This is a genomic window from Mycolicibacterium brisbanense (genome assembly GCF_001570425.1).
Lineage (GTDB): Bacteria > Actinomycetota > Actinomycetes > Mycobacteriales > Mycobacteriaceae > Mycobacterium > Mycobacterium brisbanense.
This window is the reverse complement of record NZ_BCSX01000040.1, coordinates 163,666-186,705: the sequence shown is the minus strand read 5'-3', so window position 1 is coordinate 186,705 and position 23,040 is coordinate 163,666. Positions and strand designations below refer to the sequence as shown.

Genomic DNA, 23,040 nt, shown 5'->3' with positions numbered 1-23,040 from the left:
AGGATGGGCCTGCGCTGCCATGGCCGCGGAACGCGACACCGGCGTGACGCTCGGGCGTCACGCCGGTGGTCGATGCGGGGAGAGTCAGGCCTGCTTGAGCGCCTCGATCTCGAGGGTGATGGTCACCTTGTCGCCGACGACGGTGCCACCGGTCTCCAGCGGCAGCTCGATGTCGATGCCGAAGTCCTTGCGGTTCAACACGACCGAGGCCTCGAAGCCGGCGACCGGGCCCTGGCCCATGCCCGGGTTGACGCCGTTGTACTCCAGTTTCAGCGAGACGGGCTTGGTCACGCCCTTGAGGGTGAAGTCGCCGTCGACGACATAGTCGTCGCCGTCGCGGCGTACACCGGTCGAGGCGAACGTGGCGGTCGGGTAGTTCGCGGCGTCGAAGAAGTCAGCGGACCGCACGTGCGCGTCGCGCTGCTCGTTGCGGGTGTTGATCGAATTGACGTCGATGGTGGCGGTCACCGACGGGGTGCCGTCCTCTGCGACGACGATGGTGCCGCTGAAGGTCTCAAAGCTGCCGCGAACCTTGCTCACCATCAGATGCCGCACAGAGAAGTTGATCGAGGAATGCACCGGATCGATGACCCAGGTGCCGGCGGTCAGATCAGTGGCGGTTGCAGCGGTCATGATGTCTCCTTGGTCTGGCGGGCCGGCCGTTCCGGCGCCTTCGCCAAAGATAACCGGACCACGGTCCGCATACATTCCCGGGTTCGTGAAAAAATTTTCCCGGTTGCCTCGGGTGGCACCGCGAGCGTGCGTGTCTGTCCCTCGACACGCCGCAAAATCCCAGCAATTTGTGCACGGTCAGCGGGCACGCGCGTGCGGATATGTCGCGCGGCGCGGAGTTGGCGAGCGGGACACAGAGTTAAACGGAGTGGCGCTACGACTCCGTCTAGGGAACCCGGGCGACACAAATGGCGCCACGACGCCGTCTAGGAAAAGCCGGGCGGCATCAATGACGCCACGACGCCAACGGAAAGTCCCGCCCCGCTGCCCGCGCACGCTCGGCAAGCGCGAGCGTGCGCGAAGTGCTGACCAGACACGGCGTGTCGAGGGACAGACACGCACGCTCGCGGTGCAGAGACACCCGCCTTGCGACGAGACGCGACCCGCGTCAGGCAGCCAGCGGCGAGTAGTCGGTGGTGCGCTGACGCGCGGGGCGGCCGATGCCTTCGGCGATGGCGACGAGTTCCTCGACGGTCTTGGCCGAGCCGTTCTCCGAACCGGCCATCCGCGAGATGGTCTCTTCCATCAAGGTGCCGCCGAGATCGTTGGCGCCGCCTCGCAGCATCACCTGGGTGCGCTCGACGCCCAACTTCACCCACGACGTCTGGATGTGAGAGATCCTGCCGTGCAACATGATCCGCGCCAGCGCATGCACGGCCCGGTTGTCGCGATGGGTCGGCCCCGGCCGCGCACCGCCGGCCAGATACAGCGGCGAGGACTGATGCACGAACGGCAGCGGCACAAACTCGGTGAAACCGCCGGTGCGGTCCTGGATACCGCGCAGGACATTGAGGTGCCCCACCCAGTGCTTGGGGGTGTCGACGTGGCCGTACATCATCGTCGACGACGAACGCAGCCCCACCTCGTGCGCGGTGGTCACCACATCGATCCACTCCGAGGTGGGCAGCTTGCCTTTGGTCAGCACCCAGCGCACCTCGTCGTCGAGGATCTCCGCGGCCGTGCCGGGGATGGTGTCCAGCCCGGCCTCACGCAGGCTGATCAGCCACTCGCGCACCGACAGCCCACTGCGCGTCACACCGTTGGCGATCTCCATGGGGCTGAACGCGTGCACGTGCATCGAAGGCACCCGCGCCTTGACCGCCCGCACCAGATCCGCATACCCCGTGACGGGTAGTTCCGGATCGATGCCGCCCTGCATGCAGACCTCGGTGGCCCCGGCGACGTGTGCCTCCCACGCCCGGTCGGCCACCTCGTCGGTGGACAACGAGTAGGCGTCGGCGTCGCCCTTGCGCTGCGCGAACGCGCAGAACCGGCAGCCGGTGTAGCAGATGTTGGTGAAGTTGATGTTGCGGTTGACGACGAACGTCACGTCCTCACCGACGGTGTCCCGGCGAAGCGAATCAGCCAGCGCGGCAACGGCTTCCAATGCCGGGCCGTCGGCAGTCGCCAACGCCAGGTACTCGTCGTCGCTGCAGCCGCCCGGATCCCGCTCCGCGGACCGCAACGCGGCCAGCACATCGGTGTCGATGCGCTCGGGCGCCCGCGCGGCCAGCTCGGAGATCTTCTCCCGGATCGACTCCCAGTCGCCGAACGCGCTGTCCAGGTCACTGCGGGTCTCGGTGCGGCGTCCCTCCACATCGATCGCGGTGTGCAAATCGGTGCGCCCCAACGATTCCGATGCCTCATCCGGCTCCTGCCACGGCAGGCCCACCGGATTGACGTCGCGGGCCAGCCCGGTATCGGGGTCGGCCAGCGCATCGACATGCCCACGCACCCGCGGATCGATCCATGCTGCCCCAGCCTGGACGTAGGCCGGCTGCGCGGTCAGCCGCTGCACCAGGTCGTAGCCCGCTTCGGCGGTCACCGCGGCGAGATCGTCGAGTGCGGGCCACGGCCGCTCAGGGTTGACGTGATCGGGCGTCAAGGGCGACACCCCGCCCCAGTCGTCGACGCCGGCGCCGATCAGCGCCAGGCATTCCTCCCGCGACACCAGGTTCGGCGGTGCCTGGATGCGCATCTTCGGTCCGAGCACCAAGCGCGTCACCGCGATGGTGGCCAGGAAATCATCGACGCTCGCGTCCGGTGTCGACGCCATTGCGGTGTGGTCCTTGGCCCGGAAGTTCTGCACGATCACTTCCTGAACGTGGCCGAACTCCTTGTGCGACTTGCGGATAGCGTGCATCGTCTCGGCACGCTCGGTGAGCGTCTCACCGATGCCGACCAGCAGGCCGGTGGTGAACGGAATGGACAGCCGGCCCGCGTCGTCAAGCGTGCGCAACCGGACCGCCGGGTCCTTGTCAGGGCTGCCGTAGTGCGCCAGGCCCTTGGTTTCGAAGAGCCGCCGCGACGTCGTCTCCAGCATCATCCCCATGGACGGCGCGACCGGCTTGAGCCGCGAGAGCTCCGACCACGACATGACCCCGGGATTCAGATGCGGCAGCAGGCCGGTCTCCTCCAGAACCCGGATGGCCATCGCCCGCACGTAGTCCAGGGTGGAGTCGTAACCCCGCTCGTCGAGCCACTGGCGGGCTTCGTCCCACCGCGCCTCGGGGCGATCACCGAGGGTGAATAGCGCTTCCTTGCAGCCCAGTTCGGCCCCGCGGCGGGCGACATCGAGGATCTCGTCGGGCTCCATGTACATGCCCATGCCCTGTGCCCGCAGCTTTCCCGGCACGGTGACAAAAGTGCAGTAATGGCACGTGTCGCGGCACAGATGAGTGACGGGGATGAACACCTTGCGCGAATAGCTGACCGGCAGCCGGCCGGTAGCACCACGCCGCCCCGCCGATACCAGACCCGCATCGCGAACCCGAGCCGCACTCGCACACAGATCGGCCAAATCGTCGCCGCGGGCCGTCATCGCGATGGCCGCCTCGTCGACATTGAGCGCCACACCGTCGCGCGCCCGACGCAACACGCGTCTCAACGCGGCCGTGCTGACGGTCGGTGGGACCACCGGGCTGGGCAGATCGGCGCCGTGCTGGGGGTTCAGAGCCACTCCCCTGTAACCCCGGCGATGTCGTCAATCATCCACGCGTCTCACATTCTGAAACCTTGGCGCCTGCCATAGAGGTCACAGTAGTACTGGCCGCTGCCGCAGTGCGTTCCTGCTACCACGGAACCTACCGTCGCGCCCTGTTTCGACGCGCCCGAGCGCTACGACACGCGGATATTCCAGATGTTTATTGACGCGCCGCGCGATAGGTTAAGGGCCGGGTTGGGCTGTGAACTTCCAGGGAGCTTTCATGACTGTATCTGTGCGCTCGTATCTCATCGCCGGAGCAGCCGCGGCTACCGCCACGACGATCGCGCTGACCCCGGTTCAGGTGACGCCCGCAGATATCGCAGTTCCCGCCCATCCGACGTCCTCCACCCAACCGCAACTGACGCAGGCCATGGTCGAGCTGCTGGCCGCCGCGAGCCGCATGACAGCCGCGGTGCCGACACCGCCGAAACCGGCGCCGGTCCCGGGCAGCGGGCCGACGACGGGTGCCGCGCCCGCCCTGGCGACACCCAACGCAGTGGTGACCCCGCAGAACGCTGCCAGCGACTTCGTCACCTCGGCATATCAATACATCCAGTCGTGGGTCGACTGGGGCGTGAACTACGGCGTCGACATCGCGTACTGGCTCGGCGGTTGGGGCGTACCGTTCGCCGGCCTGATCGGTGCGCAGACCGACATCTTCTATTACCAATTGATCAGGCCCATCTCCGACAGCGTCGTGTACAACCTGATCAATCCGGTGCTCAACGCACCGCTGAATCTCGGGGTGTGGGCCAACGGCATCGTCGACGTCGGCTGGAGTGTCGCCGCAGCGGCGTGGAACACCGTCGTCGCGGAAGCGAACTACTTCCTCGGCTGGGTGCTGCCTCCGCTGCCGCCCCTGCCGCCGGGTCTCCCGTTCGCCGCGACGGCGCAGACGACATCGCTGGCGGCGACGACGCAGACGTTGTCGACGACGCTCGACGGCGTGGGCGAAAGGCTGGCCAGCGCGTTCAAGGGCCTCACCGAGGGCGTCTCACTGCTCAACGTCGCTGACGTTAAAACCAAGCCCACCGCCGACGCCACCGATACGACCGGCGTCACCGGCGAGCTGAAGAACCCGGTGCAGACTGTCGTGACCGACGTCGAGACCGCCGCATCCGGGGCCGCCGATCTGGTGAAGGACGCGGCGGAAAGCGTCAGCGAGACGCTTCCCGGCACGACCACGACGACTCAGACCGACGAGGTCACCACTGTTCCCAAGTCGGTGCAGCAGTCGCTGCAGTCGCAGAAGCCGGCGACCTCCGACAAGTCGGTCAGCACATCACGTCAGACGCGCATCAAAGACGTCCGCGACGGCGTCCGCGACGCCACGGACGGCCTCAAGTCCACTGTGCAGAAGGCGACCGACGGTCTGCGTAACGCGGTGAAGGGCGCAGGCAAAACCACGGCCGACACCAAGACCACGGCCGACACCAAGACCACGGCCGACACCAAGACCAAGGTGAGCAAGACCGACAAGCCGTCGAAGGACAAGTCGGACAACTCGGGCAGCGAGTAGGTCAGCGGGTCAGCCGTCGGCGCAGCAGCAGCGCCGGCGGCAGCGCCCCGACCACCATGAAGAGCAGCGCGCTGTAGGCCATGATGCCGTGGCCGGTGAAGATCACGTCCCCGCCCGGGCCGCCGAGCGTCATCACGGCGACAGTCGCCAACCACGTCAACAACGGCAGTGCCGCGAACCGAAACGACTGCGTGCATTGCATCGCGGCCCAGACCAGGGCGGCATTGAGCGCCCCGCTCAGGAACGCGCTGATCGGAAACGGCACGACGCCGAGGTAGGACGGCAGGAACAGCCCACCGAGGACAGCCGAGATGACGCCATCGACGGCGAGCAGGGCAAGGACGATGCGGTCGAAGACCGGACGGGATGCCGGCGCGGCGTCGACGCGCGGTCTGGTCGTGGTCAGGTCGGAATGCTGTCGAGCAACGCGACCATCGAACCGACCACCCACTGGAAGTTGTCCGCCCGGTCCTGCCAGTGCTGCAGGTTCGGATCCATATCGGGGTCCATGGGTTTCCCTTCGCCGCTGACTACTGCCGGATTTTTCGGAGCTTACCCCGCGCGGGCGACGCTACTCCAGAACCAGCCCGGCAAGGAGATCGGTTTCCCAGCCACGGGAATCGCGCGGTCCGGCCTCGCCTGAGACCAGCAGATAATGCTCTTCCCCCATGATCGGCAACGCGATGTTGTTCGACAGCGCACACGCGCGGCCGTCGGGCGCGACGGTGACCTGGGTCGCGTGGGCCCGCATCGCGGCGATCTTGGCGGGCAGATGGTCGGTCGCGTCGACGACGGCATCGATGCGGTCGTCGGGATAGCCGAACGGCACATCCTTGATGTCGACTCTGATCCACCCCTCGGGCAATTCGGACAGCGCACGCAAACCGGCACCCATCGCGCTGGTGGCGGTCACCGTCCAATAGAACTTCGGCACTGTCCAGCCGTTGTCGGCGGCGGCAGCGACCGCGGCCGTGGTGACCCGGTGAGTCTGGATGTGGTCGGGGTGACCGTAGCCGCCCTCGGGGTCGTAGGTGACGACGACGTGCGGCCGCATCTCGGATATGACGGCGGCGAGCTCGGCGACGGCCTCGTCCATGTCGGCGTCGACCCACCGCTGCCGGCCCTGGGCATGGTGGGTGCCCATGCCGGAATCGCGCCAGCGGCCCGGACCTCCCAAGTAGTGCGGAGCATCGAGCCCGAGCGCTTCCAGCGCGCGCGTGAGTTCACTGATGCGGTAGCCGCCGAGCTGGTCGGCGTGGTCCACGGACAGCAGGGCGTACCGTTCGCCGATCACCTCGCCCTCTTCGCCCAGGGTGCACGTGACGACGCGGACATCCGCACCTTGCGCGACGTAGTGGGCGATTGTGGAGCCGGTAGTGAGGGTTTCATCGTCCGGGTGGGCATGGACGAACAGCAGGCGGGGCGTTTCGTTGGGCATCGACCGCGACAGTAGTCCGGTCGCCACCGGGTCGGCCACACTCACTCGGCTCTCACGACGACGCCGGTTCCCCTACATTCACCAAGGTGAATCGGCGGAACCTCGAGTTCGGTTGCGGCATCGTCGTGGTCGGGTTGGCGGCCGGGCTCGCCGGTATGGCGACGACGCTGCTGTTGCACGCCGTCGAGCATCTGACCTACCACTACTCGTTCGGTTCACTGCTGCAGGGCGTCACTGGTGCCAGCCCGGTGCGGCGCGCGGTCGGGCCGATGATCGGCGGCGCGTTGGCCGGGTTCGGCTGGTGGATGCTGCGCCGCCGGGTCGAAGTGCCCGGTTTGTCGGCGGCGATCGCCAAGCATGGGCCCCTACCGCGGCTGCCGTTGACACTCGACGCGGCACTGCAGGTGTTTCTCGTCGGCTCGGGCGCGTCGCTGGGGCGCGAAGGGGCTCCGCGTCAATTCGCCGCTGTACTGGGCGATCTCGGGACTTCGCGGTGGGCGCTGACGCCACGCGACCGTGAGATCCTGCTGGCGTGCGCCGCGGGCGCGGGCCTCGCGGCGGTCTACAGCGTGCCGGTGGGCGGCGCACTCTTCGCGGTCCGCATCATGCTCAAGACGTGGCATCCGCGGGCCGTCGGCGCCGCATTGATCACGTCGAGTCTGGCGGTCGCCGTCGCGAGTCCGGTCACGCACGCCGCGGCGCCCCTCGATTGGCCCGATCCCCAACTGTCTTATCTGCTCACCGGTTTCGCGTTGCTGCTCGCGCCGTTGAGTTTCGGAGCCGGACTAGCCTTCAACCGCATCATGGAGCTGGCCCGCCCCACCAAGACGCCGACGTCGTGGTTGTTGATCCCGGCGATCGCCGCGGCGGGGCTGCTGATCGGCATCTGCTCGATCCATTGGCCCGAACTTCCGGGCAACGGCAAGAGCATCCTCACCGTCAGCCTCGACAGCGGCATGACCTTGGCGGCGGCAGCGATGATCTTTCTGCTCAAGCCGATCCTCACCGCGGTCTTCCTGCGGGCCGGAGCCGTGGGTGGCATGCTGACCCCCGCGCTGGCCACCGGGTCGGCGCTGGGATCGATTGTGGCGCTGTCGATCAACACCTGGACCGAGCATCCCGTCAGCGTCGCGGCGGTGTCGTTGACGTGTGCGGCCGGCGTCTTGGCCATCACCCAACGCGCACCGGTATGGGCGGCACTGTTCGTCTGGGAATTGGCCCGACCACCGTGGTGGGTGTTGTTGCCGTTTCTCGTCGCGGCCACCGCCGCGCACGGGCTGCGGGTGCTGGGCGAGCGACGAAACCTGGCCCGGGCCAAGTAGTTCCGTCAGCGCAGCGGTTCAGTCGGCCGGCCAAAAGTGGCGGCGTCCGACAACTGGTTGCGACGGGAATCACCCAGCAAACACTCCCCGGACGGGGTCATAGGCACTGGGCACAGGCGTGGCACTGCGCCCAGAACGCACAGACGGACTATATAGAGAACCTTCGCAATCGGGTGGTTATCCGCGACCGGCCCGCAAATCATCGTTTCGCGCCGCGTCGACGGAAATCTGCAGCACCCAGCTCCGATGAGGGTTTTCAAGTTAACAGGCTGCAGACGCTGACACTTGTTTGCCATATACGGGCACTTCGATGCAAATTTTTGCATTGACACAATGTGGCAAATGGCGCCCAATGCGCTTTCGTCGGCGTCAAAACTGCGCTTGAGCAGCTAGTTACGGCGGTTACGCGGACAAGTAGCCAGACATTGAGCGATGAATGCAAACTTTCCAAAAGTGCTTATTCATTAACTTACTCTCAGGTAGCTTTTGCCTCGCCGGGGGTACATCGAGGGTAAGGAGAACCTATGCAAATCGCTGCACGGTCAAATTCCGCACGGTCCTATCTGGCGGCGGGCGTGGCATTGGTCGGCGCTGGCGCCATCGCGGTCAGTCCCGTCGCACCGCCGCTGCCAGATGTCCACGTGCCGGCGGTCTCGACGGCATCGGTGAGCCTCTCCGCAGCCGTCGATCCGTTCGAGGCGTACGTCCAGCTAATCACCAACACCGTCAACAACGTCGGGACGCTCATCAGCACGGAGATCGCCGACCCGTTCCCGATCCTGCAGCAGGTCGTTGCCAACCAGATCACCAGCGGCCAAGGCATATTCGCCGGGCTGCAGAGCGCGGGCGAGGCGCTCGGCCAGCAGCTGGACCCGTCGAATCCGTACGGTATCCCAGCCCAGCTCCAACAGGCGGTCACCCAGCTCCTCGCCGGGGACATCAACGGCGCGGTGAGTACCGCATGGAGCGCCTTGCTCAGCCCGGTGTTATACGCGGGCCTACCCCTGTTGGAGCCGATCACCAACGCCATCAAGCAGCCTGTGCAGAATCTGCTCAACGTCATCAATGATCCAACGGCCGTACTCATTCCGGTGCTTGGCGCACTCAACACCGTCTTTCCCGCGGTGCTGGTGAGCGGCAACGTCGGCCAGAACATGGTCGACGCGATCAAGGCCGGCGATCCGCTGGGCTTCGTCAACGCGGTGCTCGCCGGGCCCGGCCAGATCGCCGATGCGTTCCTGAACGGAGCCGAAGCCGCGGGCGGGGGCGGGTTGCTCGGACCGAGCCTCGGCTTGCTCTCCGCACTGCGGCAGGCCCGCGATGCCATCGCCAACGACATCAAGCCGCCTGCGGCATTGACCGCCGCGGTGGCTCAACTGAGCGCAGCACCCAAGGCTCCCACCAAGGTCGTCACGCTCGACGTAGCACCGGCCCCGGCAGAGCAGACCACCACGGCGCCAACGGAATCCACCCCACCGGGATCTGCAGCCGCAGGGTCTGCAGCGACCGATTCGCCGACCGCAACTCCGGCCGGCGATGGGGCCAAGACCACGTCCGGCGACAAGGCGGCCAGCACCGCCAAGCCGACCCGCGCCAACCGGCTCAAGCAGACCCAGGATGGGGTCAAGGGTGCCGTCAAGAGCATCACCGACGGGCTCAAGAAGGCCGGTGAAGGCTTGAGCGGCAAGAAGACCGCATCCAAGAGCGGTGGCCAAAGCAATTCGACGGGTGCCGGCGAGGGCGGCAACTCGTCGGGCGGTTCAGGCTCGCACGACGCAGCCTGACCGTCACCTATCGGGTGGGCCTTCTCGTCATGACGAGAAGGCCCACCCTCGGTTTCGGCAGCTGCCGCTATTTCGTTTTCAACCAGCTGCCGGCATCGCCGACGATGCCGACGGGTACCGCGCCGGACAAACTGACGTTCTGCACACTCGGACCCGCCGCCACGATCGTGGTGTCCTGCAGAATCGGCAATACCGTCGACATGTTCCACAACCGGGGTTCGACAGCCTGGATCACATCGGCGATGTTCTCGCTACCGTCAAGTGCCGCATCGATTTTCGGCTGGATGCTCCTATCACAGATACCGGTGATGTTGCTGGGGGCCTGCACCAGATCACCGGAGCCCGGTGCCGGAAGCGTCGGCGGAGGCGTTGCGGTGGTCGCGGTGACCGGTGGCGGAGGGGTCGTCGTCTTCGATGACGGCGACGACGACGGCGCCGGAGGTCCGGGCACCGCCGTCGAGACCGAGGTGGCTTCCAGCGCGCGGCACCCGTACCGCGAGGCGAGCGACGTCGCCAGATCTCCCCCGGCCTGATGCCAACCGACGATGGCGTCGACGCGATTGTTGGTCGACGCGTCACCGTAAAGGGCCACCGGATCCAGGGCCAGCACCGAGGCCTCGATACCGACATTGCGCAACTGGTCGGCCGCGGTATTGGCCACTGCCACCGACGTCGGATCGTTCGAGGCCACACCGAGCACCAGGGACAACGGCACGCCGTCCTTGGTGATGCGCTGACGACCGTTGTCCGGCACCAGATTTCCCGGCGTCGCCGGTGCGGCGGGCTCGATCTGATAGCCCGCACCCCGCAGCAGCTCCAGCGCAGCGTCACGGCCCATGGCCGGTGGCGCCGTCGGCACGTAGCCAGGGTCCGACGGCGATCGGACCTGGGCCTGCGCGAGTGTCACGGTGTTGTCGTCACCCGCGCCGACGGAGGCCAGCAGGTCGACGTCGATCAGACTGAGGATGGCCTTGCGCACCTGGGTGTCGGCGAGCTTCGGCTGCTGCGCACGCAGCGAGAGTTGCAGCACGCGGGGCGTGACGATTCGCGCGGTGCGCACATCCGGGATGGCACTGAGCTGCGCGAAAGTGGCTGCGCCACCGTGCACTTGGGCCACCTGGGTATCGCCGTTGCGAATCGAGTCGGCCAGCGCCGCAGGGGCGCCACCACGACGGAACAGCACCAGGTCGGGCTTGGCAGGCACGCTCCAGAATCGGTCGTTGCGCGCCAGCAGGATCTCGTCGCGCTGCGGGTCGATGCTCTCGACCCGGAACTGTCCACCGGTGACCGGCATCGCCCGGGCCAGCCCTGCGCCGAACCCGCCGGGCACATCCTTGACGATGTGGGCGGGCAGGATGTCGTTGAACAACTCACGCCACGCCGGATACGGCTGCGAGAAGGTCACCACGACCTGCTTGCCGCCGTCGACCGACTGAACGCCGGTGATCAGGTCGTAACCGGCCGGGTCGACGACACCGGGCTGCCCGACCATCTGCCGCCACAGATACCAGTAGTCGTCTGCGGCGATCGGCGCGTTGTCGGTCCACTGCGCCTCGGGCTTGATCTTGTAGGTGACCGTGAAGGGACTCTGGCTCGTCACGTCTGCCGATTCCAGCAGTGTCGTGTCAAGTTCCCATCGCGAACCGGTCGGTGACTTGGGGTCGGGTACAGGCCGAAATGAGCTGGGCAACACCAGCGCGGCGATCGCGGCGTTGACAGGCGACTGATCAGACAGCAGATGCGGGTTGAAACCGGGGCCGATCGAGTCGATCGCCATGATCACCTGCATCGCCTTGGCCGGCGGCGGTGGCGTTACCTGCGTGGTTTCAGTGCTCTGCGGCGCGGGCGGCGGACTGACCGTACAGGCGCTGAGCAGCAGAGACGGTACCGAAACAAGCACGCCGACGGTCATTCGGGCACGGCGGGAGGGTGACGGCACGCCACTCAGGGTATCGACCGCTACCGCCGTTCCGGTGTCGCGCACCGCACGAGACGCTCGCCGAAGCTTGCGCACATCCCTCCCCCAAGACCAATAAAGGCAGACAAGTCGCGGTCGTCCGCCGAGTGGCCACCTGCTACACGTCACACCCGAAAAACGGGTGCAGAACTGGCCACTCGGCGCGAACTGTTACGCCTTGGCACCCTGTTCCTGCTTGGCCCGCGCCTTGGCCCGGGCCCGCAGGCTCGCCGTGAGTTCGACCTTGCGCACCCGGACGATCTCGGGTGTCACCTCGACACACTCGTCGGCCGCGCAGAACTCCATCGCCTGCTCCAGGTCCAGCACCAGCGGCCGGGCCAGGGTCTCCATCACGTCGGCGGTGGACGACCGCATGTTGGTCAGCTTCTTCTCACGGGTGATGTTGATGTCGAGGTCCTCGGCACGCGGATTGATCCCCACCACCTGGCCCTCGTAGGTGTCCTCACCCGGTTCGACGAAGAACTGCCCGCGGTCGGCCAGCTGGATCATCGCGAACGGGGTGATCGAACCGCTGCGGTCGCTCACCAGCGAACCGGTGTGCCGGGCCCGGATCTCGCCGGCCCACGGCCGGTAGCCCTCGAACACCGCGTTGGCGATGCCGGTGCCGCGGGTCTCGGTGAGGAAGTCGGTGCGGAACCCGATCAGGCCACGGCTGGGGACGATGAAGTCCATCCGGACCCAGCCCGCGGCGTGGTTGGTCATCTCCTCCATGCGGCCCTTGCGGGCGGCCATCAGCTGGGTGATGGCGCCGACGAACTCTTCCGGACAGTCGATGGTCAACGCCTCGAACGGCTCGTGCAGCTTGCCGTCGACGTTCTTGGTCACCACCTGGGGCTTGCCGACGGTCAGCTCGAACCCCTCGCGGCGCATCTGCTCGACGAGGATGGCCAGCGCCAGCTCACCGCGGCCCTGCACCTCCCAGGCGTCGGGCCGGCCGATGTCGACGACGCGGATCGACACGTTGCCGACCAGCTCCTGGTCGAGCCGGTTCTTCACCATCCGGGCGGTCAACTTGTGCCCCGACACCCTGCCCGCCAGCGGCGACGTATTGGTGCCGATGGTCACCGAGATGGCCGGCTCGTCGACGGTGATACGGGGCAGGGCATGCGCGTGATCGGGGTCGGCGAGGGTATCGCCGATCATGATCTCCGGGATGCCGGCGACCGCGACGATGTCGCCCGCCACGGCCTCCTCGGTCGGGTTGCGGTCGACCCCCTCGGTGGCCAGCAGCTCGGTGATCTTGGCGCTGGTGATCACCGGCGATCCGTCGACCTCACGCATCCAGGCCACCTGCTGGCCCTTCTTGAGGCGGCCGTTGTAGATGCGGATCAGGGCGAGGCGGCCCAGGAACGCCGACGCGTCAAGGTTGGTGACCAGCGCCTGCAGCGGTGCCTCCGGATCACCCGACGGCGGCGGGATGTGCTCCATCAGCACGTCGAACAGCGGATCGAGATTCTCCCCGTCGGGGTTCTGGCCGTCGGCAGGCTGCGTCGTCGACGCGATGCCGGCCCGGCCCGACGCGTACAGGGTGGGCAGATCCAGGGCCTTCTCGGCTGACGCCTGGGCTTCCTCGTCGAGATCGGAGGCGACGTCGAGCAGCAGGTCGTGGCTTTCCTCGACGACGGCGGAGATCCGCGCGTCCGGACGGTCGGTCTTGTTGACCACCAGGATCACGGGCAGGTGCGCGGCGAGCGCCTTGCGCAGCACGAAGCGGGTCTGCGGCAGCGGCCCTTCCGAGGCGTCGACCAGCAGCACCACGCCGTCCACCATGGACAGGCCGCGCTCGACCTCACCGCCGAAGTCGGCGTGGCCCGGGGTGTCGATGACGTTGATCACCGTCATGGTGCCGTCCGGGTGGTGCCGGTGCACCGCGGTGTTCTTGGCCAGGATGGTGATGCCTTTTTCTTTCTCCAGGTCACCGGAGTCCATCAGGCGTTCAACGGCGTCGTCGCCGCGGTGCGTCAAGGCACCCGACTGCCGCAGCATCGCGTCGACTAGGGTCGTCTTGCCGTGGTCGACGTGAGCGACGATGGCGACGTTTCTGAAACTGGGCCGTGAATCCACACCCCAGATTCTCGCAGTTCGGCCGGTCGATCACGAAAACGAGAGAGCCCCGTCACGTTCTGCGCACGCGAGGAGCGATCAAACTGAAGTCCGCCAAGATCGCGGGTCTGAAGCCCAAGAAGAAGTGCTGCCGGAGCAACCCGCGCTGCAAGCGCTGCCCGCTCGTGCTGCACAAGGTCCGCAAGGCCGAGCACGCCGGATTGCGCGGTAAAGAACTGGACAAGGTCTTCAAAAGAGCCAGGAATGCGTAAGCAACGCGAGCTACCTTTGAGGTATCCCACGGGATCGTGATCGGAGGTACCCGTCATGGAGATCTACGAAGTGCTCACCATTGCACTGATCATGGTGCTGGCGGCCGGGACGACAGTCGCCATCTATGTGGGACTGGCCAACTGGGTCGGCACTTGCTACGTCGTCCGATGCAGTGAGTGCCATCACCTGACGTTTGCATCGGTGAATCAACCGCAATCGTCTTGTGCACACTGCCGGCACCCGATGATCCTGCATCCGCTCTACACCACGCAGCACCCCGGAATGGTGCGGGTGGTCGGCGACCGCCTGCGTTACTGACAGTTCCTGTTCTGTAGCTCTCCGTCGTCGGGCATACCTTCGGGCAGGCCCAGCGTGATCGTCATGCCGGTACAGCCCTTTCGACATGTCGCGGCAGCGTGCCGCAGTCCAGTCTTGGACTAGCCACTGCCGACAGTCGAAAGGGTCCACCGCATGACAGCCGCCGCAGACCCGCGCGAGCGCTTCCAGACGTCCCGCAGGCGATTTCTGCTCGGCGGTAGCGCCGCAGCGGCCGCCCTCGCGTTCGGTTCCACGGCGTTGAGCGCGTGCGGTTCGGGCTCGGCGCCACAGCCCGGCGCCACGTCCGCGGCACCCGACGACGGCACCCCCGCCTCCGGGACGCTGAGGGTGTCGAACTGGCCGCTGTACATCGCCGACGGCTTCGTGGCCGCATTCCAGCAGGCCACCGGACTGACGGTGGATTACAAAGAGAACTACAACGATGACGAGGAGTGGTTCGCCAAGAACAAAGAGCCGCTGTCACGCAGACAGGACATCGGTTGCGACCTCGTGATCCCGTCCGAAACCATCGACGCGCGCCTGATGCGGCTGGGATGGCTCAACGAGATCCGCCCGGAACGCTGGCCGAACAAAGTCAACCTGCAACCCACACTGCTGAACGCTGCCATTGACCCAGGGCGCAAGTACACGGCGCCGTACATGTCCGGATTGGTGGGCCTGGCCTACAACCGCAAGGTCACGGGCCGCGACATTCACACGATCGACGACCTGTGGGACCCGAAGTTCGCGGGCAAGGTGAGCATGCTCGCCGATGCCCAGGACGGTCTCGGGATGATCATGTTGTCCCAAGGCAATTCCCCGGCCCAACCGACTTCCGCGACGGTCACGAAGGCGATCGATGTGGTGCGCGAACAGAAGGACAAGGGACAGGTTCGACGATTCACGGGCAATGACTACTCCAACGATCTTGCTGCCGGGAATCTCGCTGTAGCCCAGGCATATTCGGGCGATGTCGTGCAGCTGCAGGCTGACAACCCCGACCTGAAGTTCGTGATTCCCGACGCCGGCGGCACCATGACATTGCAGAGCATGGTCATCCCCTATACGACACAGAATCACAAGGCGGCCGAGGCGTGGATCGACTACGTCTACGACCGGGCCAACTACGCCAAACTGGTGGCGTTCACCCGCTATATCCCGGTGCTGACCGATATGACCGACGCGCTGAACAAGGTCGATCCGACCGCAGCGGCCAATCCACTGATCAATCCGCCCGCCGATGTGATGGCCCGGGTCAAGCAGTGGCCGGCGCTGAGCGACGAGCAGTCCAAGGAGTACACCTCCGCCTACGCTGCCGTGACCGGAAGCTGACCAATGCGCAATATCGGCAACAAGTTTGCGTTGCTGTCGGTCTCTGTGATCGACGGCCGTGGCGGAGCTCCGCTGGACGATCACGCCGTGTTGGTGACCGATGGCCGCATCGAGTCAGTGACACCGATGGCTCGATACCGGCGCGCGTCCGATGTCCAGGAGGTGCCACTCGATTCGCACTACGTGATGCCCGGCCTGATCGACGCACACGTACACCTCGCCGGTGGCCGGGCCGACATCACCGACCAGGAGATGGGCGTCATCGCCGAACCGAAACTGATGCGTGCCGTGCGCTCGGTGTACGAAGCGCAGAAGATCCTCAAACGCGGGTTCACCACCGTACGCGATGTGTCGTGGAACGGGCTCTACCTCAAGCGGCTGTTCCGCGAAGGTGGCATCCCCGGGCCCAAGGTGGTGGCCTGCGGGCCCGGGCTCACCCGAACCGGAGGGCACGCCGACCTGCACCAGTTCCCCGCCGATTTCGTGCAGGGCCACGGCGTTTTCGGCATCCTGGCCGACGGCCCCGACGAGATCGTCAAGGCGGTGCGGTTCGTGCTACGCGAGGGCGCCGATGCGGTGAAGATCTTCGCCAGCGGTGGCGACAACTGGCCCCATGACCGCAACGACGACGTGCACTACTCGTTCGACGAAATCCGTGCCTGTGTGGAGGAGGCGCACCGTCAGCGCGGCACCATCGTGATGTGTCACGCCGAGAACCGTGCCGCGATCGAGCTGGCCGTCGAAGCCGGTTGCGACACAATCGAACACGGTGAGGACATCGATGAGCCACTGGCCGCGAAGATGGCCGAACGCGGTACCATCCTGGTCCCGACACTGCAACTGATCGTCAACTGGCACAGGGATTTCATGCCGATGGAGCCGGGTGGACGCAGCCAGGCCCGGCCCGACGCGTTCCTGTACCGCGATGCTCTGCAACCCCACGACCACACGTTCGCCGACCGCTACAGCGATCAGGCGGTGCGCAGTTTCCAGACCGCCAAGGCGATGGGTGTGAAGATCGCACTCGGTTCGGACACCGTGTACGAGCCGCTGACCACCTATGGCGAGTACAGCGCGCTGGAACTCGCGGCCATGGTGCAGTACGGCATGACGCCATCCGAAGCGATCTCGGCGGCCACCATGACGGGCGCCGAGGCGGTCGGGTTGTCGCACGTGCTGGGCACCGTCGAACCCGGAAAGCTGGCAGATCTTCTGGTGCTGCGCAAAGATCCGACCGTCGACCCGATGGTCGTGCACGACGTCGCCAATCTGTACCTGACCTTCTGCGACGGGCGGCTGACCGTGCAGGACGGCGTCTTCGTGTGGTGACGGTCTACGCTGGGCGCACCTGTGGGAGGCGTCTGGCGTGGACATGTTCGAAGCACTCGTCGATTTCGGTGCATCGGCTCCGGTGCGCACGCAGGTGACGTCGATCCGGCGCACCAACGTGCACCGGCACCCCAACGCTGTGGAAATCGTCTATGTGTTGTCCGGCGAACTGCACGTCAGGGTCAGCTGCGAGGAGTTCGACCTCCGCGCGGGCGATTTCGTGGTGCTCAACCGCGGTGACCCGCACCAGCTGACCGGCCCGGACGACAAAGCCGTCACCGCCGTCGTGCACATCGACCCGTCCGCATACCGCTCTGTGGACCCCGACGTCGAACATCTCATCTTCGCGTGCGAGTCCTTCGATCTGGCCCGTCATCGCGGTCAGGAAGCGCTGCTGCGCGGGCTGCTCCTCGACCTCGTCGACGGCAAGACCGATATTGCACGCCGGGGTCGTGAACTCATGGAGTTGCTCTGCGCCGGATACTCATTGGAGAACTACTACAACCGCACCGCCGCGCTGTCGTCGGCACAGCGCGAACGGTTCCGTGCGATGCTGCGATTCCTCCGGGAACATGCCACCCAGCGGGATGTCCTGGGTCTACTGGCCGCCGACCAGCATTACTCCAAATCGTATGTTTCGCACTACTTCAAAGAAGCATCCGGGGTCGGCTTCAGCGATCTGCTCGGCTATCTACGGGTGGCCGACGCCGAGCACCAGCTGCTGGCAACAGATGCCACCATGCTGGAGATCTCCACCCGGTGCGGGTTCTCCGACGTCAAGTACTTCACCCGGACTTTCGTCGACTGGTTCCACCTCTCACCGGCAGACTACCGGCGCCGCTACCAACCGGATACTTTGTGCGACAGCATTTTCGACGCCGTCGACCGATCGACGATCGATGCGCTGGTGCAGCGACAACGGCAGCAGGTGGCCTCCCCCGCCACCGACGGCCCACGACTGAGCGTCACGCCGCTGTTGCTGAAGAACCTGGGCTCACGACTCGACGGTTTCGCCGCCGGCTCCGGTACCGCCGTAGCCAACCAGCCCGTCGGCGACAGACCCGGCAACCCGGTGCATCTCGTGCCGATCCGGGTCACCAAATCCGATCTGGACCAGGGTTTCCTGGTCGAGGGGCTCGCATCGTTCCGGCAGGTCCCCGCGCAGCCCTGCCTGGTTCTCGAGTACAGCTCGGTTCCGGCAACCCGGGAACTGCTCGGGACGATCCTGCACCGCCTGGCATCCGATTCAGCCGGATATCCACCGATCTGGCTGACCTACAGCACTTTTCATGATCGCAGCGGTGTCGACCAAGTGGTCGCGGCGATGCGCAGCGAGCACGGCGTCACAGTGCAGCCGATCATGATGCCGTGACAGCGCCTTGGTAGTGCGGCACGGCGCGACTGCGGAATTGCCGCCCGGTCACCTTCTCGGTCGTGATCCGGACGAAGTGCTCACGCCGCCCCTCGACCCATGGCTCCACGAAAGTCCCTGCCACCGCGACGAGTTCATCCACATCGGTGATGGGCTCGGCATGGCCGACGACGGTCACGCTCCAGCCGGTGCGTAGGTCGGGGTCGAGGTCGTCGGCTTCGAACGCCACCACTTGGTGCAGGGTCGCGGCCGCCAGTTTGGCCCCACCGGCCACCCGGATCACCACCTGGTCGCGCCATATCCGATAGTTGACCGGTTGCACGGCGGGCAGGGCGTCCTCGGTGAACACCAGCCGGCCCACCCGCGGGCCCTGCAGTAGGTCCAGGCACTGTCGACGGGTCAGGACATCGAGTTCAGATCCCTTGGTCATGCTGATCAACCTCCTTGTACGAGTTCGAGCGTTCCCATGGGCGTGTGGTCGAGGAATCCCGCGTCCAGTGCCGTCAACTGCTCTATGCAACTACTGTGCGCCTGCGGCCACCTGCTCAGACAGTGCCGAAAGTCCCTAGTTCGCTAGGGCTACCAACAGCGTGATCACGGAAGTACGCGTCCGCGGTTCGCGTCGAGCAACCCAGATGCGACGGGTCATTCGGATCGCATCGCCGCAGCCAAGTCGGCGATCCAGACGCGGTCGGCCGGCACCCAGTCGAGGCCGGTCAGCTCGTCGGCGGTGACCCAGCGCAGCGCGCGATGGTCGTGCGGCCGCGGACTGCCCGCGGTCAGCGCGACGCGATACGCCCGCAACGTCATGGTGGCGTTCAGGGCAACGGCTTGGCCGATCCGCGCGCCGACGCGAACCTCGACACCGAGTTCCTCGTGCAACTCCCGGGCCAGCGCGACGCCGTCGTCCTCCCCCGGTGCGACCTTGCCGCCGGGCAGTTCCCACAAGCCGGCCAACTCCGCGGGCCGGTCACGCTGGGCAACCAGCAGCGCACCCTGCGAGATCAATGCCCCTGCCACGACGATCTGCTCATCCATCGCGCCCGACGGTATACGGTCGAAGGCATGGCTGTGTTAACGAACGACCAGGTTGACGCCGCACTCGTCGATCTGCCGAACTGGGAACGTGCGGCAGGCGCCCTGCGCCGATCGGTCAAATTTCCGGCTTTCCTCGACGGCATTGACGCGGTGCGCCGCGTCGCGGAGTTCGCCGAACAGAAGGATCATCATCCCGATATCGACATCCGTTGGCGGACAGTCACTTTCGCATTAGTGACACATTCCGCCGGCGGCATCACGGAGAAGGACGTCGAGATGGCGGGCGAAATCGACCGGATCCTGGGCCTGTAGTCGCAATCCACCCCAGCGTCGCCAACGTCGCGACGATGTAGATCAGACCCGCCCAGGCCAAATACCACGGCCGGCTGATCTCCCAGATCGTCGGCTGCGCGAAACTGAGCAGCCACGGCACGCCGATCAACGTCAGGACCAGCCAGCCCCACCCCAGGATCTGCGCCCCGCGCCGATCCCGCAGCGAACCATGCAACAGCCACATGATCAGCGGGAGCAGCCACACCCAGTGGTGCGTCCACGAGATCGGTGACAGCAGCAGGCCGAACAGGCTGACGATGATGATGGCGCCGAGCCGGTCGCCGTCGCTGCCGCCGATGGCCCGCCATGCGAGCAACGCCAGCACGGCAGTCACCGCAATGCCGATCAGCACCACCGGGCCGTACCCCGCGTCATGGCCCAGGATGCGTGATATCCCACCGCGCCACGACTGGTTGAACACCGTTCCGATCGGTCCGACCCGCCGGGCGTCGCCGAGCAGATCCGTGAAGTAGTACCGGGCCTGCTCACCGACGACCACGAGCGACAACACCACCGAGCCGACAAACACGACCGCCGAGAACGCCACGGTGGCCCAGCGTCTCGCGCCGACGAAGTACAAGCCCGAGACGGCCGGGATCAGCTTTACCCCGGCAGCCAAGCCGACCAGCAGCCCCGACACCCACCACCGGTTGGAATAGACCGCGTAGATCACCGCGAGCGTGAGGATCACGTTGATCTGCCCGTAGTCGAACGTGCCGCGCAGAGGTTCGATCCAGATGCCGACGGCCGTCCACAGCAGAGCGAGCCGCGGATCGGTGTACCGACCCAGCATTCGCTGGCTGATTCGCACCACCCCGTAGAGCGCGACGATGGTGCCGATCTGCCAGAAGAACGCAACCAGGTTGAACGGCAACAGCTGTAGCGGATAGAAGACCATCGCGGCGAACGGTGGATACGTGAACGGCAGCAGGAAGTCGGGTGTCTTGTCGCCGTACGTGTACTGGTAGAGCGTGCCGGGATGGTCGAGCGACGCCGCACCGCCGAGATAGACGTGCAGGTCGACGAGGTTTGTGCCGTTGGGCACCAGGTAGGAGAAGGCCAGGCGGGCCGCGACGCTGAGCGCCAGCAGTAACCACGCGTAGCGGTACAGCCGCATGCTCGATGCGGCCGGTTCGGTTGTGTCAGGTGTCGTGTCTACCGCCCTGACTCTAGCGTTCACCCCTTCTGAGGCAGGGCAGCGTGACGGCGCACGGCAACCCCCGCGGTGGTGCGCTCCTCCCGTCCGCGTTTGCCGGGCGCAGTCGCGTCGGCTCCGATAACCGATTCCAGTCACTGCCGTAACGGTTGAATAACCGCCACACGTGTCACTTGAGTAACACCAGTAACTCGATAGTTTCGGGCACAGACGTGCAGTCAACCGATTGGGAGAACCATGAAGCTCACCTGGAAAGCACTTTCCACCAGCATGATCGCCGCGGCGGGCGCGGTCCCGGTCGCGTTGGCGCTCAGCGCCACTGCGGCCGCCGATCCGGCTCCGGCGCCGGCGCCCGCAGTGCCGAACCTGCCGATCGTCAACGAGCTGGCGAGCGTGCCGGCCCTTGCCCCGCAGCTGCTGCAGGGCGTGACGTCGACACTCACCGGAGGAGCCCCCGCCGCGCAGGCGCCTGCTCCGGCCCCCGCAGCGACCGCGTCGGTGACGCTGCCCCAGATGCCGGGCACCGCGCCCGCCACCGCACCGGCCGCCACGTCGCCGCTGACCTCGCCGCTGCTCCCGTCTCCGCTGACGGCACCCGCCGCACCGGCGGCGGCGCCGGCCGCAACCCCCGCCAACCCGCTGATTCCGTCGGCCGACATCAACATCCCGCAGGTGCCGGGCATGCCGATCCCGCTGCCCCAGAAGGTCAGCATCCCGGGTGACCTGGCCGGGCTGATGCCCGCCGCCAGCTCGGTGGCCAATGTGGCACCGGCGGCGGCGCACGCGGCAACCGCCACCGCGCCGGCGCTGGCCCCGGTGGCTGCCGCGCCGGCCGCGGCCGCTCCGGCGATCTCGCCGATGGCTCTGGCACCGCTCTTGACCGCCGGCCTGCCCTGATCACCGACCCGGTCTGACCGTCCGACACGCCCTAGGGAGAGCCATGTCACCGAAAACGTTGTTCGCCACCGCTGCTGCAATCACAGCGTCGGCCGTCGTGCTGCTCGGCAGCGGGATCGCCCACGCTGATCCAGCGCCACTGCCGATCGACGGTGCACAGGCGCCCGGGCTGTCGGCGATACAGAGCCTGAGCCCCGTCATCCAGCAGGCCGCCGCCGACCCGGCGGGTGCCGCACAACTGCTGATGGCGGCGGCGCAGGCGTTCGCGGCGAACAAGTCGGCACCCGACGACTCCCGCAACGTCGCGACAGCGGTCAACCATTTCGTCGCCGAGCCTGCCGCAGCGGCACCGGCAGCAGCGGCGCCGGCGGCCCACGTGCCGGGCGCGGGCGCGGGTCCCGAGGCACACCTGCCGACGGGCATCGACCCGGCCAATGCCGTCGGGCCGGCCCAGGCGGCGCCACTTGCAGCGCCGGCACCGGCTCCCGAAGCTGCACCGGCGCCGGCTCCCGCTCCGGCGGCTGCCCCGGCTCCCGCTCCCGCCCCGGCGGCTGCACCCGCTCCGGCGCCTGACGCCGCACCGCCGCCGGCCCCGGCTCCGGAGGCTGCTCCTCCTGCACCGGCTCCTGCCCCCGCACCCGCTCCTGCCCCCGCGGATCCTGCGGCGCCACCGGCGGCGGCTCCCGCCGCGGCAGCCACCCCGGGATTCGGGCCGGACAGTCCGGTCACCCAGGACTTCATGTATCCGTCAATCAGCAACGGATGCTTGAAGGACGGCGGAAACGTTCTGGCGACGGCGATTTCGGTTGCCGGTCCGGCGAAGATCCCGACCCCGGGACCCGGCCCCGGCCAGACCGCCTACGTCTTCACCGCGATCGGCACGCCGGGCCCCGCAGCCGAGCAGAAGCTGCCGCTGAACGTCACCTGGGTGAACCTGACCACCGGGAAGTCGGGCAGCGCGACCCTCACGCCGCGTTCGGACATCAACCCGCAAGGCCCGACCACCTTGACGGCCGTCGCCGACACCGGCTCGGGCAGCATCATCTCGACGATCTTCGGGCAGGTTTCTACCACCGAGAAGCAGTGCCAGTTCATGCCCACCATCGGGTCGACGGTGGTGCCCTGACAACATCACGAAAAATGGGGAAACGGAATTCCCGGTCGCCGGCTACCTGCTGGCGGCCGGGAAT

Annotated in this window: 19 protein-coding genes; 10 read left to right on the top strand and 9 right to left on the bottom strand. The window is 66.7% G+C overall.

Translation table 11 applies throughout. The annotated features are described in order from the left end of the window. Positions 1-84: 84 nt before the first annotated feature. Together RMCB_RS23500 and RMCB_RS23495 are read right to left on the bottom strand one after the other, a co-directional pair. Positions 85-633 (bottom strand): YceI family protein, encoded by a 549-nt coding sequence (locus RMCB_RS23500; RefSeq protein ID WP_029366511.1) that lies wholly within the window; start codon positions 631-633, stop codon positions 85-87. A gap of 487 nt (positions 634-1,120) precedes the next feature. Beyond that, complete coding sequence (locus RMCB_RS23495; RefSeq protein WP_062830691.1) at positions 1,121-3,691, bottom strand: bifunctional FO biosynthesis protein CofGH; 2,571 nt, start codon at positions 3,689-3,691, stop codon at positions 1,121-1,123. A gap of 247 nt (positions 3,692-3,938) precedes the next feature. Here RMCB_RS23495 and RMCB_RS23490 point away from each other — a divergent pair, with 247 nt between their 5' ends. Then, positions 3,939-5,237, top strand: a complete 1,299-nt coding sequence (locus RMCB_RS23490; RefSeq protein ID WP_131805567.1) for a hypothetical protein — start codon at positions 3,939-3,941, stop codon at positions 5,235-5,237. A 1-nt stretch (position 5,238) separates the two neighbouring features. Here RMCB_RS23490 and RMCB_RS23485 read toward each other — a convergent pair whose 3' ends face one another. Then, positions 5,239-5,688 carry a hypothetical protein gene (locus tag RMCB_RS23485; RefSeq protein WP_029366505.1) on the bottom strand — a complete coding sequence of 150 codons (450 nt, stop codon included), beginning with the start codon at positions 5,686-5,688 and terminating at the stop codon, positions 5,239-5,241. Between the two features lie 120 nt (positions 5,689-5,808). Next, positions 5,809-6,675 carry an N-acetyl-1-D-myo-inositol-2-amino-2-deoxy-alpha-D-glucopyranoside deacetylase gene (gene mshB / locus RMCB_RS23480; RefSeq protein ID WP_109784400.1) on the bottom strand — a complete coding sequence of 289 codons (867 nt, stop codon included), beginning with the start codon at positions 6,673-6,675 and terminating at the stop codon, positions 5,809-5,811. A gap of 86 nt (positions 6,676-6,761) precedes the next feature. Here mshB and RMCB_RS23475 point away from each other — a divergent pair, with 86 nt between their 5' ends. Both RMCB_RS23475 and RMCB_RS23470 read left to right on the top strand, forming a co-directional pair. Beyond that, on the top strand, positions 6,762-7,997 hold the full coding sequence (locus RMCB_RS23475; protein WP_062830689.1) for a chloride channel protein: 1,236 nt from the start codon (positions 6,762-6,764) through the stop codon (positions 7,995-7,997). Positions 7,998-8,521: 524 nt separating this feature from the next. Next, positions 8,522-9,781: a hypothetical protein gene (locus tag RMCB_RS23470; protein WP_062830688.1), complete on the top strand. Its 1,260-nt coding sequence runs from the start codon at positions 8,522-8,524 to the stop codon at positions 9,779-9,781. Between the two features lie 67 nt (positions 9,782-9,848). On the opposite strand, the gene RMCB_RS23465 is transcribed toward RMCB_RS23470, so the two are convergent. Continuing rightward, positions 9,849-11,693 (bottom strand): ABC transporter family substrate-binding protein, encoded by a 1,845-nt coding sequence (locus tag RMCB_RS23465; protein ID WP_062830687.1) that lies wholly within the window; start codon positions 11,691-11,693, stop codon positions 9,849-9,851. Between the two features lie 216 nt (positions 11,694-11,909). Continuing rightward, entirely contained in the window at positions 11,910-13,823 is a 1,914-nt protein-coding gene (gene typA / locus RMCB_RS23460) for a translational GTPase TypA (protein ID WP_029366496.1), read from the bottom strand. A 306-nt stretch (positions 13,824-14,129) separates the two neighbouring features. Between typA and RMCB_RS23450 the strand changes: the two genes are divergently transcribed. The 4 genes from RMCB_RS23450 to RMCB_RS23435 all read left to right on the top strand — a co-directional run bounded on the left by RMCB_RS23450 (position 14,130) and on the right by RMCB_RS23435 (position 18,426). Continuing rightward, positions 14,130-14,393 (top strand): hypothetical protein, encoded by a 264-nt coding sequence (locus RMCB_RS23450; RefSeq protein WP_029366495.1) that lies wholly within the window; start codon positions 14,130-14,132, stop codon positions 14,391-14,393. Positions 14,394-14,546: 153 nt separating this feature from the next. Further along, positions 14,547-15,725: a polyamine ABC transporter substrate-binding protein gene (locus tag RMCB_RS23445; protein ID WP_062830686.1), complete on the top strand. Its 1,179-nt coding sequence runs from the start codon at positions 14,547-14,549 to the stop codon at positions 15,723-15,725. A 3-nt stretch (positions 15,726-15,728) separates the two neighbouring features. After that, on the top strand, positions 15,729-17,054 hold the full coding sequence (locus RMCB_RS23440; RefSeq protein ID WP_062830685.1) for a metal-dependent hydrolase family protein: 1,326 nt from the start codon (positions 15,729-15,731) through the stop codon (positions 17,052-17,054). Positions 17,055-17,097: 43 nt separating this feature from the next. After that, entirely contained in the window at positions 17,098-18,426 is a 1,329-nt protein-coding gene (locus RMCB_RS23435; RefSeq protein WP_234792219.1) for a helix-turn-helix domain-containing protein, read from the top strand. On the opposite strand, the gene RMCB_RS23430 is transcribed toward RMCB_RS23435, so the two are convergent. Together RMCB_RS23430 and RMCB_RS23425 are read right to left on the bottom strand one after the other, a co-directional pair. Beyond that, complete coding sequence (locus RMCB_RS23430) at positions 18,413-18,856, bottom strand: pyridoxamine 5'-phosphate oxidase family protein (protein WP_029366490.1); 444 nt, start codon at positions 18,854-18,856, stop codon at positions 18,413-18,415. The two genes, RMCB_RS23435 and RMCB_RS23430, sit on opposite strands and share 14 nt — an antisense overlap. A 215-nt stretch (positions 18,857-19,071) precedes the next feature. Beyond that, positions 19,072-19,464 (bottom strand): (deoxy)nucleoside triphosphate pyrophosphohydrolase, encoded by a 393-nt coding sequence (locus RMCB_RS23425; protein WP_062830683.1) that lies wholly within the window; start codon positions 19,462-19,464, stop codon positions 19,072-19,074. A 27-nt stretch (positions 19,465-19,491) separates the two neighbouring features. Here RMCB_RS23425 and RMCB_RS23420 point away from each other — a divergent pair, with 27 nt between their 5' ends. Further along, positions 19,492-19,776, top strand: coding sequence for a 4a-hydroxytetrahydrobiopterin dehydratase (locus RMCB_RS23420; protein WP_062830682.1), 285 nt, complete (start codon positions 19,492-19,494; stop codon positions 19,774-19,776). On the opposite strand, the gene RMCB_RS23415 is transcribed toward RMCB_RS23420, so the two are convergent. Then, positions 19,721-20,914 carry a mannosyltransferase gene (locus RMCB_RS23415; RefSeq protein WP_062830681.1) on the bottom strand — a complete coding sequence of 398 codons (1,194 nt, stop codon included), beginning with the start codon at positions 20,912-20,914 and terminating at the stop codon, positions 19,721-19,723. The genes RMCB_RS23420 and RMCB_RS23415 overlap by 56 nt on opposite strands. A gap of 276 nt (positions 20,915-21,190) precedes the next feature. Between RMCB_RS23415 and RMCB_RS23410 the strand changes: the two genes are divergently transcribed. Further along, positions 21,191-21,850 (top strand): hypothetical protein, encoded by a 660-nt coding sequence (locus RMCB_RS23410; RefSeq protein ID WP_029366486.1) that lies wholly within the window; start codon positions 21,191-21,193, stop codon positions 21,848-21,850. A gap of 43 nt (positions 21,851-21,893) precedes the next feature. After that, positions 21,894-22,976: an Rv1157c family protein gene (locus RMCB_RS23405; protein ID WP_029366485.1), complete on the top strand. Its 1,083-nt coding sequence runs from the start codon at positions 21,894-21,896 to the stop codon at positions 22,974-22,976. Positions 22,977-23,040 lie beyond the last annotated feature (64 nt).